The organism is Pseudomonas sp. Os17, from assembly GCF_001547895.1.
Taxonomy (GTDB): domain Bacteria; phylum Pseudomonadota; class Gammaproteobacteria; order Pseudomonadales; family Pseudomonadaceae; genus Aquipseudomonas.
This window is the reverse complement of sequence record NZ_AP014627.1, coordinates 5830001-5845727: the sequence shown is the minus strand read 5'-3', so window position 1 is coordinate 5845727 and position 15727 is coordinate 5830001. Positions and strand designations below refer to the sequence as shown.

14 protein-coding genes and 1 rRNA gene (1 of these 15 only partly in view) are annotated in these 15727 nt (G+C 58.7%); 11 read left to right on the top strand and 4 right to left on the bottom strand.

Translation table 11 applies throughout. The annotated features are described in order from the left end of the window. Positions 1–15 precede the first annotated feature (15 nt). Entirely contained in the window at positions 16–882 is an 867-nt protein-coding gene (locus tag POS17_RS25820) for a ChaN family lipoprotein (RefSeq protein ID WP_060841118.1), read from the top strand. Positions 883–1111: 229 nt separating this feature from the next. On the opposite strand, the gene POS17_RS25815 is transcribed toward POS17_RS25820, so the two are convergent. From POS17_RS25815 to POS17_RS25800, 4 genes are all read right to left on the bottom strand, one after another. Beyond that, positions 1112–1918, bottom strand: coding sequence for a Crp/Fnr family transcriptional regulator (locus POS17_RS25815; protein WP_060841117.1), 807 nt, complete (start codon positions 1916–1918; stop codon positions 1112–1114). 13 nt (positions 1919–1931) lie between these two features. Beyond that, entirely contained in the window at positions 1932–2204 is a 273-nt protein-coding gene (locus POS17_RS25810; RefSeq protein WP_016964849.1) for a TfoX/Sxy family protein, read from the bottom strand. A gap of 232 nt (positions 2205–2436) precedes the next feature. After that, positions 2437–2781: a pentapeptide repeat-containing protein gene (locus POS17_RS25805; RefSeq protein ID WP_060841116.1), complete on the bottom strand. Its 345-nt coding sequence runs from the start codon at positions 2779–2781 to the stop codon at positions 2437–2439. 92 nt (positions 2782–2873) lie between these two features. After that, on the bottom strand, positions 2874–4430 hold the full coding sequence (locus tag POS17_RS25800; protein ID WP_060841115.1) for a bifunctional aminoglycoside phosphotransferase/ATP-binding protein: 1557 nt from the start codon (positions 4428–4430) through the stop codon (positions 2874–2876). A 115-nt stretch (positions 4431–4545) separates the two neighbouring features. Between POS17_RS25800 and mrcB the strand changes: the two genes are divergently transcribed. The 10 genes from mrcB to POS17_RS25750 form a co-directional block, all read left to right on the top strand. Beyond that, the gene (gene mrcB / locus POS17_RS25795; protein WP_060841114.1) at positions 4546–6870 is read left to right on the top strand and encodes a penicillin-binding protein 1B; all 2325 of its coding nucleotides are present in this window, start codon (positions 4546–4548) and stop codon (positions 6868–6870) included. A gap of 16 nt (positions 6871–6886) precedes the next feature. Next, entirely contained in the window at positions 6887–7633 is a 747-nt protein-coding gene (locus tag POS17_RS25790) for a tetratricopeptide repeat protein (protein WP_047289227.1), read from the top strand. Beyond that, positions 7633–7968 carry a YqcC family protein gene (locus POS17_RS25785; protein WP_060841113.1) on the top strand — a complete coding sequence of 112 codons (336 nt, stop codon included), beginning with the start codon at positions 7633–7635 and terminating at the stop codon, positions 7966–7968. Before POS17_RS25790 ends, POS17_RS25785 begins: the two co-directional genes overlap by 1 nt. Positions 7969–8516: 548 nt before the next feature. Then, entirely contained in the window at positions 8517–10241 is a 1725-nt protein-coding gene (locus POS17_RS25780) for an acetolactate synthase 3 large subunit (RefSeq protein ID WP_060842015.1), read from the top strand. A gap of 2 nt (positions 10242–10243) precedes the next feature. Beyond that, positions 10244–10735 (top strand): acetolactate synthase small subunit, encoded by a 492-nt coding sequence (gene ilvN / locus POS17_RS25775; protein ID WP_016964842.1) that lies wholly within the window; start codon positions 10244–10246, stop codon positions 10733–10735. A gap of 45 nt (positions 10736–10780) precedes the next feature. Next, positions 10781–11797 (top strand): ketol-acid reductoisomerase, encoded by a 1017-nt coding sequence (gene ilvC, locus POS17_RS25770; RefSeq protein WP_007959661.1) that lies wholly within the window; start codon positions 10781–10783, stop codon positions 11795–11797. A gap of 146 nt (positions 11798–11943) precedes the next feature. Continuing rightward, positions 11944–12801, top strand: coding sequence for a CDP-diacylglycerol--serine O-phosphatidyltransferase (pssA, locus tag POS17_RS25765; RefSeq protein WP_060841112.1), 858 nt, complete (start codon positions 11944–11946; stop codon positions 12799–12801). Positions 12802–12864: 63 nt separating this feature from the next. Continuing rightward, positions 12865–13878 carry a protein-methionine-sulfoxide reductase catalytic subunit MsrP gene (gene msrP, locus POS17_RS25760; protein WP_060841111.1) on the top strand — a complete coding sequence of 338 codons (1014 nt, stop codon included), beginning with the start codon at positions 12865–12867 and terminating at the stop codon, positions 13876–13878. After that, on the top strand, positions 13878–14498 hold the full coding sequence (gene msrQ / locus POS17_RS25755; protein ID WP_060841110.1) for a protein-methionine-sulfoxide reductase heme-binding subunit MsrQ: 621 nt from the start codon (positions 13878–13880) through the stop codon (positions 14496–14498). The genes msrP and msrQ overlap by 1 nt, the downstream gene beginning before the upstream one ends. A gap of 544 nt (positions 14499–15042) precedes the next feature. After that, a 16S ribosomal RNA gene (locus POS17_RS25750) occupies positions 15043–15727 on the top strand; it runs 854 nt beyond the window's last position.

The following is a 15727-nucleotide window of genomic DNA, read 5'->3' as shown; positions in this document are numbered from 1 at the left end:
ACCCGGAGAACCTTGATGCGTAGACTGCCGCTTGTGCTGTCAGCCCTGTTGCTCGCGGCCTGTCACGGCAGCCCGGAGCCAGTGCCGCCGCCCGTGGTGCCGGACCCGGGCAGCATCCTAGATCTGCGCACGGGGCAGGCGCTGAGTCCGGAGGAATTGGTCGAGCGCCTGGCGCAAGCGCCCCGGCTGATCGTCGGCGAGCAGCACGACAATGCCGATCATCACGTTTTGCAACTCTGGCTGTTGCGCTCGCTGGCCATGGAACGCCCTCAGGGCAGCCTGTTGCTGGAAATGCTCAATCCCGATCAGCAGCTCCGCGTCGATGAGGTCAAGCGTGAGGCGGCCGGGCAGCGCTTGCCTGATGACTTGATCAAGGCGTTGGCCTGGCAACCGGGTTGGGATTGGGGGCTGTATGGGCCGGTGGTGGGCTATGCTCTGAGACAGCCTTATCCCTTGTTGGCAGCCAATCTGGATCGTCAGGAAATACGCCGGGTCTATACCCAGGCGCCGGTTCTCGGCGGCATGCAGAGCAATGCCTTGTCCGTGACCCAGGCGTTGTCGGAGCAGATTCGTCAGTCCCACTGTGGCTTGCTGCCGGAGACCCAGGTGCCGGCGATGTTGGCGGTGCAGCAGCAACGGGATCGGCGCATGGCCGAGCGATTGCTGGCGGCGCCGGTGCCGGCCATGTTGCTGGCGGGGGCCTTTCATGCTCGCCGTGACCTTGGGGTGCCCCTGCACATGGCTGATCTGGACCAGAGCCGGCCAGTCGTGGTGTTGCTCCTGGCGGAGCGGGGGAGCAGGGTGCCCGCTGCCGCGGCGGACTATGTCTGGTACACACCGCCTCAGCCAGCCAAGGATTATTGCGCGCAACTGAAGCCCTGATCGGCGGTACTGTTTCACGGGCAAAAAAAGACCCGGCAAGAGCCGGGTCAAATAACCGTGATTAGCCTGATGAGGAGATAATCTGAGAGTCCGAACCACTGGTCTTCCAGGTTATCGACTGATCTCGCGACCAGTTGTGATAATCATAACGATTCTCATTTCGAAGTCAACCAGGCTTTTCCAGTTCCTGCGCATTTTTGTCAAACGCTCGTTTGGATTCTCGGTGAGGCTATCCCTGGACCTGGCTGTTCAAGGCCATGAGGCGGGTCACTTCCTTGTTCAGCAGGTCAATGCGGCGGGCCATGCTTTCGATCAGGCTGTGGGCAATGCGCGGATTGCTCTGGGTCAGGCTGAGAAAGTGCTCCTTGGGGATCAGCATGATCGTGCTTGGTTCATTTGCAATGACGCTGGCACTGCGCTTTTCTCCGGTGAAGACCGCCATGGCGCCGAAGATTTCATCCTTGGGCACGTCGCCCACTTTGTGCCCGTCGACAAAGGCTTCGGCATGGCCTTCGAGAATCACGAACACGTGATCGGCGTCATCCCCTTGGGTAATCAGTACTTCTCCCGGCTCCACCCGCTTGAAGCCGTTGTTGCTGCGCAACTCCGGCGGCTTCAGGCGGGCTATGGCATCGCAGAGCAGGGCAGTCTGGCCGATCAGGTACTGCAGCAGCCATTCCGAGCGCTGTTCGTCAGCGTAGATATGACGGAACACCTCGGTCCGCAGATAGGGCGTCAGGCTCAGTGGCACATCGCAGCTCAGTTGGCACTGCGGGTGCTCGATGCCTCGACGTAGCCCTACCAGGTCACCTTCATGCAGGTAGAACAGCGGACGCTGTTCAACGCTGGCCTGGATCACGCCCCTGTCCAGCAGGAACAACTGATGTTCGGGCAAGAGTCCCGACAGATCCGCCGCAGGTTCAATTTCCAGCGTTGCGCCGCAGGGAGAAAGGCCCTCCAGCAACTGGGCCGGGATACTTTGCAGTCGGTTGATCAAGGCATCGGCGTAGGCCGGTTGTTCCCCCATCAGATACATAAGGTTCTGCCAGTCAGTTCTTGTGACGCGAGGATATGGCGTCCAATTGCTTGTTCAGCGCCTCCTTGCGTTCGGCCGGAAGCTCGTTCCAGTGCATGTCCATCAACGCGCCTTCGATGGCGTACAGCAGCACTTTCGAGGCCCGAAAACCCCGGGTGCGCACAGCCCTGTATGCGTCCACCGCGCCCAGGCGGCGCAGGTCCGATGCGCTGTGGATGCCCACTGCATGCAGCCACTGTGCCGATGTCTTGCCAAGGTTCTTCAGGTGTTGCAGTTCATCATTCATTAAGCCTCCTGGCGATGGCCGAATGGTGAGTGGGCAGCCTCACAGGAGTGTAGCGCTCAGCAGAAAATGCGCTGTTCGTTGGTCGGGTTTGGCGCAAATGCTTCTAAGGCAGGGCGGTCAAGGCGCGACGGGCAGGTGAATGCGGACCTTGCGCGGGGGGGGAGGGAAACAGAGGGGATGATCCACAGCCCGGCGCACAGCAGGGCGCCGGACAGAACGATCGCAGGAGACTTTAGCGGGTGTTGTAGCGCAGTCGGGTGCCGAAGTTGACCGACATGAGGATTTCATCGGCTGTCAGTTCGACCGGGAAGTATGCGCCGGAGATCTGTGCGTGGGCCAGGCTGGCGCCTTCCATGGTGGCATTGCGCAGGTCCAGGCCGCGCAGATCGGCGGAACGGAAGTAGGCGTCAGTGAAGTCGATGCCCTGGGCGTTCAGCTGTCGCAGGTCGAGGCCGCGGAAGTCGCCGCCGCGCATGTCGATGGGGTGATCCTTTGGACGCTCGCGGTTGAAGCCGACGATGTCGTCTTTATGCAGCAGGGCGTAAAGCGGAGTATCCAGAAGTTTCGGTTGGCTCATGGCGACGTCACCAGTGTTGGATTTATGACGCCAGTATAGTGCCACTGTTTTTCAGCCGTGAAGTCTTTGCACTTCACGGCTGAAATTAGTGCTTACAGGCCAGGCAGACGCTGGCGGATGTTGGCAACCAGGGCATCCAGGCTGCCGCTTTCGTTGGTTTCAATGCGCTTGCTGCGCAGCAGTTCTTCGTCGGTCAGGGCCTCGCGAGTGGCTTGCTGGGTCGCAATCACCTCAAGGGTCGCATCGGACGGATCGTTCCGATCGGCCTGGCGTTGCGCCAGCCAGCTCGCAATCACGGCATCTGGCGCATTGCAGTCGATGATCAGGCAAGGCGTGCCGGTGGCTTCGGCGACCTTGGCCGCGGCATCCCGCTGGGCGCGCTTGAGGTAGGTGGCATCGATCACCACCGGGAAGCCGGCGCGCAGGATGGTTTCGGCGATTTCATGCAGGCGCGCATAGGTGGCGCTGCTGGCCTCAGTGCTGTAGATGCCGGCGTGGGGATCGTTGGGTACCTGCTGCTCGCCGAACAGACGCTTGCGCTCGACGTCGGAGCGCAGGCGGACGGCGCCCAGGGCTTCCACCAGACGCATGGCCACACCGCTTTTGCCCACCGCCGAGACGCCCGAGGTAATGGCCAGGAAACGCGATGGAATGGTGCTGTAGCTTTCCGCCAGATTGGCGTAGTTGCGGTATTGACGCAGGGTGGTGGCGCGCTGCACGGGAGTGGCCTCGGCAGGCAGGCTGAACAGGCTGACCTTGGCCCGCACCAGGGCGCGATAGGCTTTGTAGAAATTGAGCAGTTCCAGGCCTTGGTAGTCGCCGGTCAGTTCCAGGTACTGGCTGATGAAGCGCCGTGCCAGGCTTTTCAGGCCGCGGTCTTCCAGGTCCATGGCGAGGAAGCCGGTGTCGGCATAGACATCGGTGAAGCGGAAGGGCTCGTTGAATTCGATGCAGTCGAAGATCACCACCTTGCCATCGATCAGGGTGGCGTTGCCCAGGTGGATATCACCGTGGCACTCACGGATGAAGCCTTCGCTCTTGCGTTGCGCCAGCAGCGGCTTGAGGCGCTCGAAGCTGGTTTCCGCCCAGGCTTCCAGGGCTTCCAGTTGCAGCAGGTCGGCCTTGTCGCTGAGAAACGGACGGATCTGTTCGAAATTCTGGCGCACGGGGGCCATCACGCTTTCTGGTGTGCCGGCTTCGTGTGCTGCCGGGACTTTCGGGGCGCTGAGATGGAATTGGGCGATCTGTTGCGCCATTTCGTCAATGTGCGCTGTGGTCAGTTCGCTGTTGGCCTGCAAGGTGCTGAGCAGCTGGCTTTGTGGGAACTGGCGCATTTTCAGGGCGTATTCGATGACCGGACCGCTGCCGCCCAGCTCCGGGGCTTCGGCGCTGCCGGTGATCGGCAGGACTTCCAGGTACAGGTCCTGGGTCAGACGCTGGTTCAGGCGCAGCTCTTCGCCACAGAAGTGCTCGCGGGACTCGAGGCTGGTGAAGTCGAGGAAGCCGAAATTGACCGGCTTCTTCACTTTATAAGCAAAGGGGCCGGTGAGCAGTACCCAGGAGATGTGGGTTTCGATGACCTGAAACCCTTCAACGGGATGAGGATACAGAGCGGGGTTTTGCAGGGCGGCGATCAGTGACTGGCTCACAGGCGATCCTTCAGAGTCGGGAAAATCGAGGGCGTCATTATGGCGGTTGGCAGGGGTAACGCAAACCTCGGGTGGCGCATGTTGAGGATGAATAAAGTGCGTATAATCCGCCGCCATGACTCGTACCCGATCCCCCCGTTCCGCTAAAAAAACTCCCTCTGGTGGCCTGCGCCCCTGGCTGGGCTGGGCGCTCAAGCTCAGCCTGGTTGGTCTGGTGGTGCTCGCCGGCTTTGCGGTTTACCTCGATGCCGTGGTGCAGGAAAAGTTCTCCGGCAAGCGCTGGACCATTCCGGCCAAGGTGTATGCCCGGCCGCTTGAGCTGTTCGTCGGACAAAAGCTCAGCAAGGAAGACTTCCTGACGGAACTCGATGCCTTGGGCTACCGCCGCGAAAGTGTGGCCAACGGTCCCGGCGCGGCGGCGGTCAGTGGCAATACCGTCGACTTGAACACCCGTGGCTTCCAGTTCTACGAGGGGCTGGAGCAGGCGCAACCGGTCCGTGTGCGTTTCTCTGGCGACTATGTGGCGGAGCTTTCCGGCAGCAAGGGGGCCAAGCTGGCGGTGGTCCGGCTGGAGCCGTTGCTGATCGGTGGCCTGTACCCGAAAAACCTTGAAGATCGAATCCTGATCAAGATCGACCAGGTACCGCCCTATCTGCTGGAAACCCTGGTGGCGGTGGAAGACCGTGATTTCTACTCGCACTTTGGCGTGTCGCCGAAGTCGATTGCCCGCGCGATCTGGGTCAATACCTCGTCGGGTCAGATGCGTCAGGGCGGTAGTACCCTGACTCAGCAGTTGGTGAAGAATTTCTTCCTGACCAACGAACGCAGCCTGTCGCGCAAGCTCAACGAAGCGATGATGGCGCTGTTGCTGGAGCTGCATTACGACAAGCGGGAGATTCTCGAGGCCTATCTCAACGAGGTGTTTGTCGGTCAGGACGGTCAGCGTGCGGTGCACGGTTTCGGTCTGGCCAGTCAATTCTTCTTCAGCCAGCCGCTGTCCGAGCTCAAGTTGCATCAGGTGGCGCTGCTGGTGGGCATGGTCAAGGGGCCTTCCTACTACAACCCGCGTCGTTACCCGGAGCGTGCCCTGGAGCGGCGCAATCTGGTGCTCGATTTGCTGGCGCAGCAGGGCGTGGCGACACCCGAGCAGGTGGAAGCGGCGAAGAAGATGCCGCTTGGCGTGACCAAGCGCGGCAGCCTGGCGGACAGCTCGTTCCCCGGTTTCCTGGATCTGGTCAAGCGCCAGTTGCGTGAAGACTACCGCGACGAAGACTTGACCGAGGAAGGCCTGCGAATCTTCACCAGTTTCGATCCAATCCTGCAGATGAAGGCGGAAGCCTCGGTCAACGACACCTTCAAGCGCCTGGCCGGGCGCAAGGGCGCGGAAGACGTTGAGGCGGCGATGGTGGTGACCAATCCGGAAACCGGCGAGGTTCAAGCCATGATCGGCAGTCGACAAGCCAGTTTCGCCGGCTTCAACCGGGCATTGGACGCGGTGCGTCCGATCGGCTCATTGATCAAGCCGGCGGTTTACCTGACGGCCCTGGAGAAACCCAGCCAGTACACCCTGACCAGTTGGCTCTCCGATGAGGCGTTTTCGGTGAAAGGCGCCGATGGCCAGGTATGGAAGCCGCAGAACTACGATCGACGTTCGCATGGCACGGTTTTCCTGTACCAGGGGCTGGCTCATTCCTACAACTTGTCCACTGCCCGGCTCGGTCTGGAAGTGGGGGTGCCCAACGTTCTGAAAACCCTTGGGCGCTTGGGCGTGACCCGCGAGTTCCCGGCGTTTCCGTCGATGCTGCTCGGTGCCGGTGGCCTGAGCCCGATGGAAGTGGCGACCATGTACCAGACCCTGGCCAACGGCGGCTTCAATACGCCGATGCGCGGGATCCGCAGTGTGTTGACGGCCGAGGGCGAACCGCTCAAGCGTTATCCGTTCCAGATCCAGCAGCGCTTCGATGCCGGTTCGATCTACCTGATTCAGAGCGCGATGCAGCGCGTGATGCGCGAAGGCACGGGCAGCTCGGTGTACAACGTGTTGCCCAAGACCCTGGCGCTGGCGGGCAAGACCGGTACCAGTAATGACTCTCGCGACAGCTGGTTCGCCGGCTTCAGCCAGGATTTGTTGGCGGTCGTCTGGTTGGGGCGTGATGATAACGGCAAGACGCCGTTCACCGGTGCCACGGGCGCCCTGCAGGTCTGGACCAGTTTCATGCGCAAGGCCGATCCGCTGCCGCTGGATATGCCGCAGCCGGACAACGTGGTTCAGGCCTGGGTCGATTCACGTACCGGGCAGGGCTCCGATGCCAACTGTCCGGGGGCTGTGCAGATGCCGTATATTCGCGGCAGCGAACCGCCTCCCGGTGCTTCTTGCGGTGGTGAAACCCCGGCAGGTAGCGATTCGGTGATGGATTGGGTCAAGGGCTGGATGAACTAAGCGATGAGGGTTTGACGTGAACAAGTGGTGGGTTCCAGCTATTACAGCTCTGGCGTTGCTCAATGGTTGCGCCAGCGTGCAGCGCGGCTCCATTCCCGTCGTGGACTCCGGTACTGCCGTGTCCAACAGCGAGCGGATTTCCGCTTCCGGCGGCTTTCGCCAGACGACCATCAAGCGTCCGGCGCAAGCTCAGGCTCAGGCCATCCCGGAAGATTCCGGGGTGGTGGTGATGGTCCCAGGTGGTGGCGCGACCGCGTCGGCACCGATCAGCAGCTCGCCGATAACGCCGGGACCTGTGACGTCCGGGCCTATCACGCCGGGGCCGGTGGAGGGTGGCGCTTATCAGTCGGCACCGATCAATCAGGGCACCTACAACATGCCTTCGACGCCGAGCGGGATTCCGTCGGCTCGGGCCGGTGGTCTGTCGGCCGATGAACAGTTGGACGGGCCTGTGCTGGCGCTGTTGACCACGGCTCAGCAGCAGCAATCCAGTGGTGATTTGAATGGTGCCTCCTCCAGTCTGGAGCGTGCACAGCGTGTCGCGCCGCGCGAGCCCCAGGTGCTCTACCGGCTGGCGCAGGTGCGCATGGCTCAGGGCGATGCCCCGCAAGCCGAGCAGTTTGCCCGTCGCGGTCTGAGCTTTGCCAACGGTCGTCCCGACCTTCAGGCGAGTTTGTGGGAGTTGATCGCCCAGGCTCGGGAGAAGCAGGGTGATGCAGCGGGCGCCGCTCAGGCGCGGCAGAAAGCCCGGGTCTCGCTGTGATGGATGTGCGTTTTCCCAGAATCGCCGAGCAGTTGCTGCTGATCGAGCGTGAGTTGCGCGTGCAGGGATTGTGGGACGAGGTGGCACCCAGTGCCGAGGCTCTGGCCAGTACTCAGCCTTTTGCCGTGGATACGCTGGATTTCGAGCAGTGGCTGCAGTGGATCTTCCTGCCGCGCATGAAGGTGATCCTGGAGCAGGATCTGCCGCTGCCCAATGCCTCCGGTATCCAGGAGATGGCCGAAATGGTGTTCTCCACTCGCCCGATGCAGGGGCGCGATCTGCAGTTGCGAATGCTGCTCAAGGAATTCGATCAGCTCATCGCGGCCACCCGTTGAGTCCACGACTGCCAGGTACGCCTGGCAGTCGCCTCCCGCTGCCTGGCAGCGTCCTCCCTCCTTCTTCCTGGCGCCTTCTTGCCGTTCTGCCGGCAGCCTTGACCTGTGCCTGTCTATAGGTCGAACACCAAAGTCAAGGTTCGCATTTCTGAGTTGCTTGCCGAAGATTGCGCAATTGAAGTGCAGGCTGTGGTCGTTTTTGGGTTTTTTCTTGCGTTCTCATGCGCTTAGTTCGAATTAACTACATAGACGACTTGACTTGAAGAGGACGAAACAGAAGAATCCAAAGTCCGCTGTAGAGGGACTGCCAGAAGCAGACCCACTCAGCAGATCATGAGGCGCACATCCGCGCCGAAGTGCTACACCCGCAACGCGTTACCTCGCGCTGGGTGGGAAAACCCCGCAACACTTTGGGGCGCTCCCAATACTTGCTCAGTCAGTGCTGACGTAGTCGGCGACCACCGTCGCTCATGCTCTGCTGAGAAGTAAACCTATTAAGACCCGCTCCCTTTTGAGGGCGGTATTCTGGCGTTTTAGAGGTGAACAACGTGGAGCTTTTATCTGGCGGTGAGATGCTCGTCCGCTTTTTGCGTGACGAAGGCGTCAAATATATCTACGGGTACCCGGGTGGTGCTCTCCTTCATGTTTACGATGCCCTGTTCAAAGAACCGGAAGTGACCCACATCCTGGTTCGTCACGAGCAAGCGGCAACCCATATGGCTGACGGTTATGCCCGTGCCACCGGTAAAGCCGGCGTGGTACTGGTGACTTCCGGCCCGGGCGCGACCAATGCCATTACCGGTATTGCCACCGCCTATATGGACTCGATTCCAATGGTGATCATTTCCGGTCAGGTGCCTAGCACCATGGTCGGCACCGACGCGTTCCAGGAAACCGACATGATCGGTATCTCCCGGCCGATCGTGAAGCACAGCTTCATGATCAAGCACGCTTCGGAAATCCCGGAAGTCATGAAGAAAGCCTTCTACCTGGCGCAATCCGGTCGTCCTGGTCCGGTGGTGGTCGATATCCCCAAGGACATGACCAACCCGGCTGAAAAGTTCGAATACGTTTTTCCCAAGAAAGCCAAGCTGCGCTCCTACAGCCCAGCTGTTCGCGGTCACTCCGGGCAAATCCGCAAGGCGGCAGAAATGCTCCTGGCGGCCAAGCGTCCTGTGCTCTATGCAGGCGGCGGCGTGATCCTGGGCGGCGGTTCCGCACCGCTGACCGAACTGGCCAAGATGCTCAATCTGCCAGTCACCAATACCCTGATGGGCCTGGGTGCATACCCTGGTACCGATCGGCAGTTCGTCGGCATGCTTGGTATGCACGGCAGCTACACCGCCAACCTGACCATGCACCACGCCGACGTGATCCTGGCCGTTGGTGCGCGTTTCGACGACCGGGTTATCAACGGTGCGCCGAAGTTCTGTCCGAACGCCAAGATCATCCATGTGGACATCGACCCGGCTTCCATCTCCAAGACCATCAAGGCCGATGTGCCTATCGTGGGTCCAGTGGAGAGCGTGCTGACCGAAATGGTCGCGGCACTCAAGGAAATCGGCGACACCCCGAACAAGGACACGGTCGCCAGCTGGTGGAAGCAGATCGACGAGTGGCGTGGTGATCGCGGCCTGTTCCCTTACGACAAGGGCGACGGCAGCATCATCAAGCCGCAAACGGTGATCGAGACCCTGTGTGAAGTGACCAAGGGCGATGCCTTTGTCACCTCTGACGTGGGCCAGCACCAGATGTTCGCGGCGCAGTATTACAAGTTCAACAAGCCCAATCGCTGGATCAACTCCGGCGGCCTGGGCACCATGGGCTTCGGTTTCCCGGCGGCCATGGGGGTCAAGTTGAGCTTCCCTGATAATGATGTCGCCTGTGTCACCGGCGAAGGCAGTATCCAGATGAATATCCAGGAACTGTCCACCTGCCTGCAGTACGGTCTGCCGGTCAAGATCGTCAACCTGAACAATGGTGTGCTGGGTATGGTGCGCCAATGGCAGGACATGAGCTACGGCAGCCGCCACTCGCACTCCTACATGGAATCGCTGCCTGACTTCGTCAAGCTGGTCGAGGCCTACGGTCACGTGGGCATGCGTATCACGGACCTGAAGGATTTGAAGCCGAAGATGGAAGAAGCGTTCGCCATGAAGGATCGCCTGGTATTCCTCGATATCCAGGTCGATACCAGCGAGCACGTCTATCCGATGCAGATCAAAGACGGCTCTATGCGCGATATGTGGCTGAGCAAGACGGAGCGTACTTAATCATGCGGCACATCATTTCCTTGCTTCTGGAAAACGAACCGGGCGCTTTGTCTCGTGTAGTCGGTCTGTTCTCGCAGCGTAACTACAACATTGAAAGCTTGACCGTGGCACCGACCGAAGACCCGACCCTGTCGCGTCTGACCCTCACCACGGTTGGTCATGATGAGATCATCGAGCAGATCACCAAGAACCTGAACAAGTTGATCGAGGTGGTGAAGCTGGTGGACCTTTCGGAAAGTGCTCACATCGAGCGCGAACTGATGTTGGTCAAGATCAAGGCCACCGGCGCCCAGCGCGCCGAGGTCAAGCGCACTACCGATATTTACCGTGGGCAGATCGTTGATGTCAGCGCCAGCGTGTATACCGTTCAACTGACCGGTACCAGCGACAAGCTCGACAGCTTCATTCAATCGATCGGCACCGCGTCGATTCTGGAAACCGTACGCAGTGGTGTCACCGGGATTGCCCGTGGCGACAAAGTACTGAGCATCTAACTCAAATTAGCGAATGGCCGGAACGGCCTGATATAGGGGAAATTCATGAAAGTTTTCTACGATAAAGACTGCGACCTGTCGATCATCCAGGGCAAGAAAGTTGCCATCATCGGTTACGGTTCCCAGGGCCACGCTCAAGCTTGCAACCTGAAAGACTCCGGCGTTGACGTAACTGTCGGCCTGCGCAAAGGTTCCGCTACCGTTGCCAAGGCTGAGGCTCATGGCCTGAAAGTGACCGACGTTGCTGCAGCCGTTGCCGGCGCCGACCTGGTCATGATCCTGACCCCGGACGAGTTCCAGTCCCAGCTGTACAAGAACGAGATCGAGCCGAATATCAAGAAAGGCGCCACCCTGGCCTTCTCCCACGGCTTCGCGATCCACTACAACCAGGTTGTTCCACGTGCCGACCTCGACGTGATCATGATCGCGCCGAAGGCTCCGGGTCACACCGTACGTTCCGAGTTCGTCAAGGGCGGCGGTATTCCTGACCTGATCGCTATCTATCAGGACGCGTCCGGCAACGCCAAGAACGTAGCCCTGTCCTACGCGGCTGGCGTGGGCGGCGGTCGTACCGGCATCATCGAAACCACCTTCAAGGACGAGACTGAAACCGACCTGTTCGGCGAGCAGGCTGTTCTGTGCGGCGGTACCGTTGAACTGGTCAAGGCCGGTTTCGAAACTCTGGTTGAAGCTGGCTACGCGCCGGAAATGGCCTATTTCGAGTGCCTGCACGAACTGAAACTGATCGTTGACCTCATGTACGAAGGCGGTATCGCCAACATGAACTACTCGATCTCCAACAACGCCGAGTACGGCGAGTACGTGACCGGCCCTGAAGTCATCAACGCCGAATCCCGTCAGGCCATGCGCAATGCTCTGAAGCGCATCCAGGACGGCGAATACGCGAAGATGTTCATCAGCGAAGGTGCCACCGGCTACCCATCGATGACCGCCAAGCGTCGTAACAATGCCGCTCACGGTATCGAGATCATCGGTGAGCAACTGCGTTCGATGATGCCGTGGATCGGTGCCAACAAGATCGTCGACAAAGCCAAGAACTAAGTTCAAGTCTTGTCAGGAAAAACGCGGCCTAGGCCGCGTTTTTTCGTTTGGACGGGTAGGTTCTGGTATAAAGCTGGATCCTTTGTGGCCCAATCGCGGCCCAGGGTATCTGTCGAAACTTTTCACACCGTTGCAAGGTATTGTCCATGAGCGAACGTCCCGAAGAGCCAAACCAGGCCTCTGACGCCGAAAGCCTGCTACCGATCGATGAGCATGTCGAAGAAGGGCATGACGCTGAAGGCCGTAAAGTCCGGCATCGTGGTATCTATCTTCTGCCGAATCTGTTCACCACTGCGAACCTGTTCGCGGGGTTCTATTCCATCATCAGCTCCATGAGTGCCCAGAGCGCCTTGAGTGCCGGGGACACAGCGGGGGCGAGCAAGTACTTTGCCTTTGCCGCCATTGCGATCTTTGTCGCCATGGTCCTTGACGGCCTGGATGGGCGCGTAGCCCGTATGACCAATACCCAGAGTGCCTTTGGCGCCGAGTACGATTCGCTGTCGGATATGGTGGCGTTTGGCGTTGCCCCGGCATTGCTGGCCTTTGGCTGGGCCTTGGGCGACATGGGCAAGGTTGGCTGGATGGTCGCCTTCATCTATGTGGCGGGCGCGGCATTGCGTCTGGCGCGTTTCAACACTCAGGTGGGAACCGCCGACAAGCGATATTTCATCGGTCTGGCCAGTCCTGCGGCGGCGGGGGTGGTGGCGGGTATCGTCTGGGCTTTCAGCGATTACGGCATTCAGGGATCGAAGATGTCGTTCCTGGTGGCGTTGATGGTCGCGGCTGCGGGCATGCTGATGGTCAGCAACATCAAGTACAACAGCTTCAAGGACCTGGACCTGAAGGGCCGGGTGCCTTTTGTGGCGATTCTGGCCGTAGTGCTGGTGTTTGCCGTGGTGTTCAGCGATCCACCACGCATCCTGCTGTTGGTGTTCCTCGCCTATGCGGCTTCGGGCCCGGTCCAGTACCTGTTACACCTACGGCGTCGCAAAAGCGTCGAGTGATGTAATTTCCTCCATACTCCGCAGTCTATTGGTACATCTGTCCTCCAATGCTGCGGAGTTGCCATGTTATTCAAATTCCCCAAAGCGTCTGACTGCCATGAGTCGGATGTCACGCCAGAATCTCTTTATCTCTCACGACGCAGTTTGCTGGGCGGTGCGGTAGCAGGCCTGGCCTTCGCCGGTTTGCCCCGTTGGGCGGCTGCGCAGGATGCGACGCGTTATGCCGATGTGGAGCCGGGCCGTGCGCCAGCGTGGTTCTCCGACAAATTGGCGAGCACTCATTGGCAAGCCGTAACCGTCAAGGATGAGGCGATCACACCGTTCAAGGACGCGACTCACTACAACAACTTCTATGAGTTCGGTACTGACAAGGGTGATCCAGCGGCGAACGCGGGAGCGCTCAAGACCGAGCCATGGAGTGTGGTCGTGGACGGTGAGGTCGCCAAGCCTGGGCGCTATGCCCTTGAAGACTTCATGAAGCCTTACTCGTTGGAGGAGCGTATTTATCGACTGCGCTGCGTCGAGGCGTGGTCGATGGTGATTCCCTGGATAGGTTTCCCTATCTCCGCGCTGCTCAAGCAAGTGGAGCCAACCAGCAAGGCCAAGTTCATTCGTTTTGAAACGCTGCAGGATCCTAAGAGCATGCCGGGACAGCGTTCCGGTTTTGCCTTGATCGACTGGCCCTATGTTGAAGGCTTGCGTCTTGATGAGGCGATGAATCCGTTGGCGATTCTAGCGGTAGGGATGTATGGGCGTGAGCTGCCCAATCAGAATGGTGCGCCATTGCGCCTGGTGGTTCCCTGGAAATATGGCTTCAAAAGTGTGAAGTCCATTGTGCGTATCAGCTTGGTGGACGAGCAGCCAAAGACTACCTGGCAGAGTATTGCTGCCAATGAATATGGTTTTTACGCAAATGTGAACCCTACAGTTGATCATCCTCGATGGACTCAAGCGCGAGAGCGGCGTTTGCCCAGCAGCCTGTTCAGTCCAAATGTGCGGGAAACACAGATGTTCAATGGCTACTCGGAAGAGGTCGCTTCCTTATATAGCGGCATGGATCTGCGGAAGAACTACTGATGCGTTATTCGTTCTGGCGTATTGGAGTCTTTATTGCTGCGGCTATCTGGCCACTGTATTGGCTGTATGAGGCTTGGGGCTCGGTTCTCGGGCCTGATCCAGGCAAGGTGCTGGTTGATCGTCTGGGATTGGGCACGTTGGTGCTGCTGTTGATTACCTTGGCCATGACTCCCATGCAAAAGCTCACTGGCTGGCCGGGCTGGATAGCCGTGCGCCGACAACTGGGGCTGTGGTGCTTTGCCTATGTAGTGCTGCACTTGAGTGCCTATGGGGTATTCATTCTGGGGTTGGACTGGTCCCAGTTGGGAGTGGAGCTGCGCAAGCGGCCCTATATCTTTGTTGGAAGCCTGGGGTTTGTGCTTCTTTTGGTATTGGCGCTGACATCCAATCGCTACAGTCAGCGTCGCCTGGGAGCGCGTTGGAAAAAGCTGCATCGCCTGGTTTATCTCATCCTGGGGCTTGGGCTTCTGCATATGCTCTGGATCGTTCGGGCAGATCTGAAGGAATGGGCGGTTTACGCTTCTATAGGTGCGCTGCTGTTGGTGCTGCGAGTGCCGGCAGTGATGCGCCGTATTCCCCGCCTAATGGCTAAAAAACAACCGTCTGCAACAAAAACGTAATTAAAGGTTGACGGCAGATTCTACAGGTCTATAATTCGCCCCACTTCCGGCGCAGTCGAAACGGAAAACTCCTTGATATTCAACGAGTTACGCAGTTTTCGGCGGCGGTTACGCTTCAGTTCATCGAAGCCAGAAGCAGTTAGTAAGGCAGTGTGTTTTCGCCTTATTAACGATTCGATCGTCTCGGTCGAAAGCGGTTGAAAAGAGGTGTTGACAGCAGCGTGTAACGCTGTAGAATTCGCCTCCCGCTAACGAGAGATCGAAAGCGCAAGTGGTTGAAGTTGTTGAGGAAATCTTCAAAAACTTCTTAAAAAATCGCTTGACAGTAAATGAGGCTGCTGTAGAATGCGCGCCTCGGTTGAGACGAAAGATCTTAACCAACCGCTCTTTAACAACTGAATCAAGCAATTCGTGTGGGTGCTTGTGGAGTCAGACTGATAGTCAAAAAGATTATCAGCATCACAAGTTACTCCGCGAGAAATCAAAGATGTAACCAACGATTGCTGAGCCAAGTTTAGGGTTTTCTCAAAACCCAAAGATGTTTGAACTGAAGAGTTTGATCATGGCTCAGATTGAACGCTGGCGGCAGGCCTAACACATGCAAGTCGAGCGGCAGCACGGGTACTTGTACCTGGTGGCGAGCGGCGGACGGGTGAGTAATGCCTAGGAATCTGCCTGGTAGTGGGGGATAACGTCCGGAAACGGGCGCTAATACCGCATACGTCCTACGGGAGAAAGTGGGGGATCTTCGGACCTCACGCTATCAGATGAGCCTAGGTCGGATTAGCTAGTTGGTGAGGTAATGGCTCACCAAGGCTGCGATCCGTAACTGGTCTGAGAGGATGATCAGTCACACTGGAACTGAGACACGGTCCAGACTCCTACGGGAGGCAGCAGTGGGGAATATTGGACAATGGGCGAAAGCCTGATCCAGCCATGCCGCGTGTGTGAAGAAGGTCTTCGGATTGTGAAGCACTTTAAGTTGGGAGGAAGGGTACTTACCTAATACGTGAGTATTTTGACGTTACCGACAGAATAAGCACCGGCTAACTCTGTGCCAGCAGCCGCGGTAATACAGAGGGTGCAAGCGTTAATCGGAATTACTGGGCGTAAAGCGCGCGTAGGTGGTTTGTTAAGTTGGATGTGAAAGCCCCGGGCTCAACCTGGGAACTGCATCCAAAACTGGCAAGCTAGAGTATGGTAGAGGGTGGTGGAATTTCCTGTGTAGC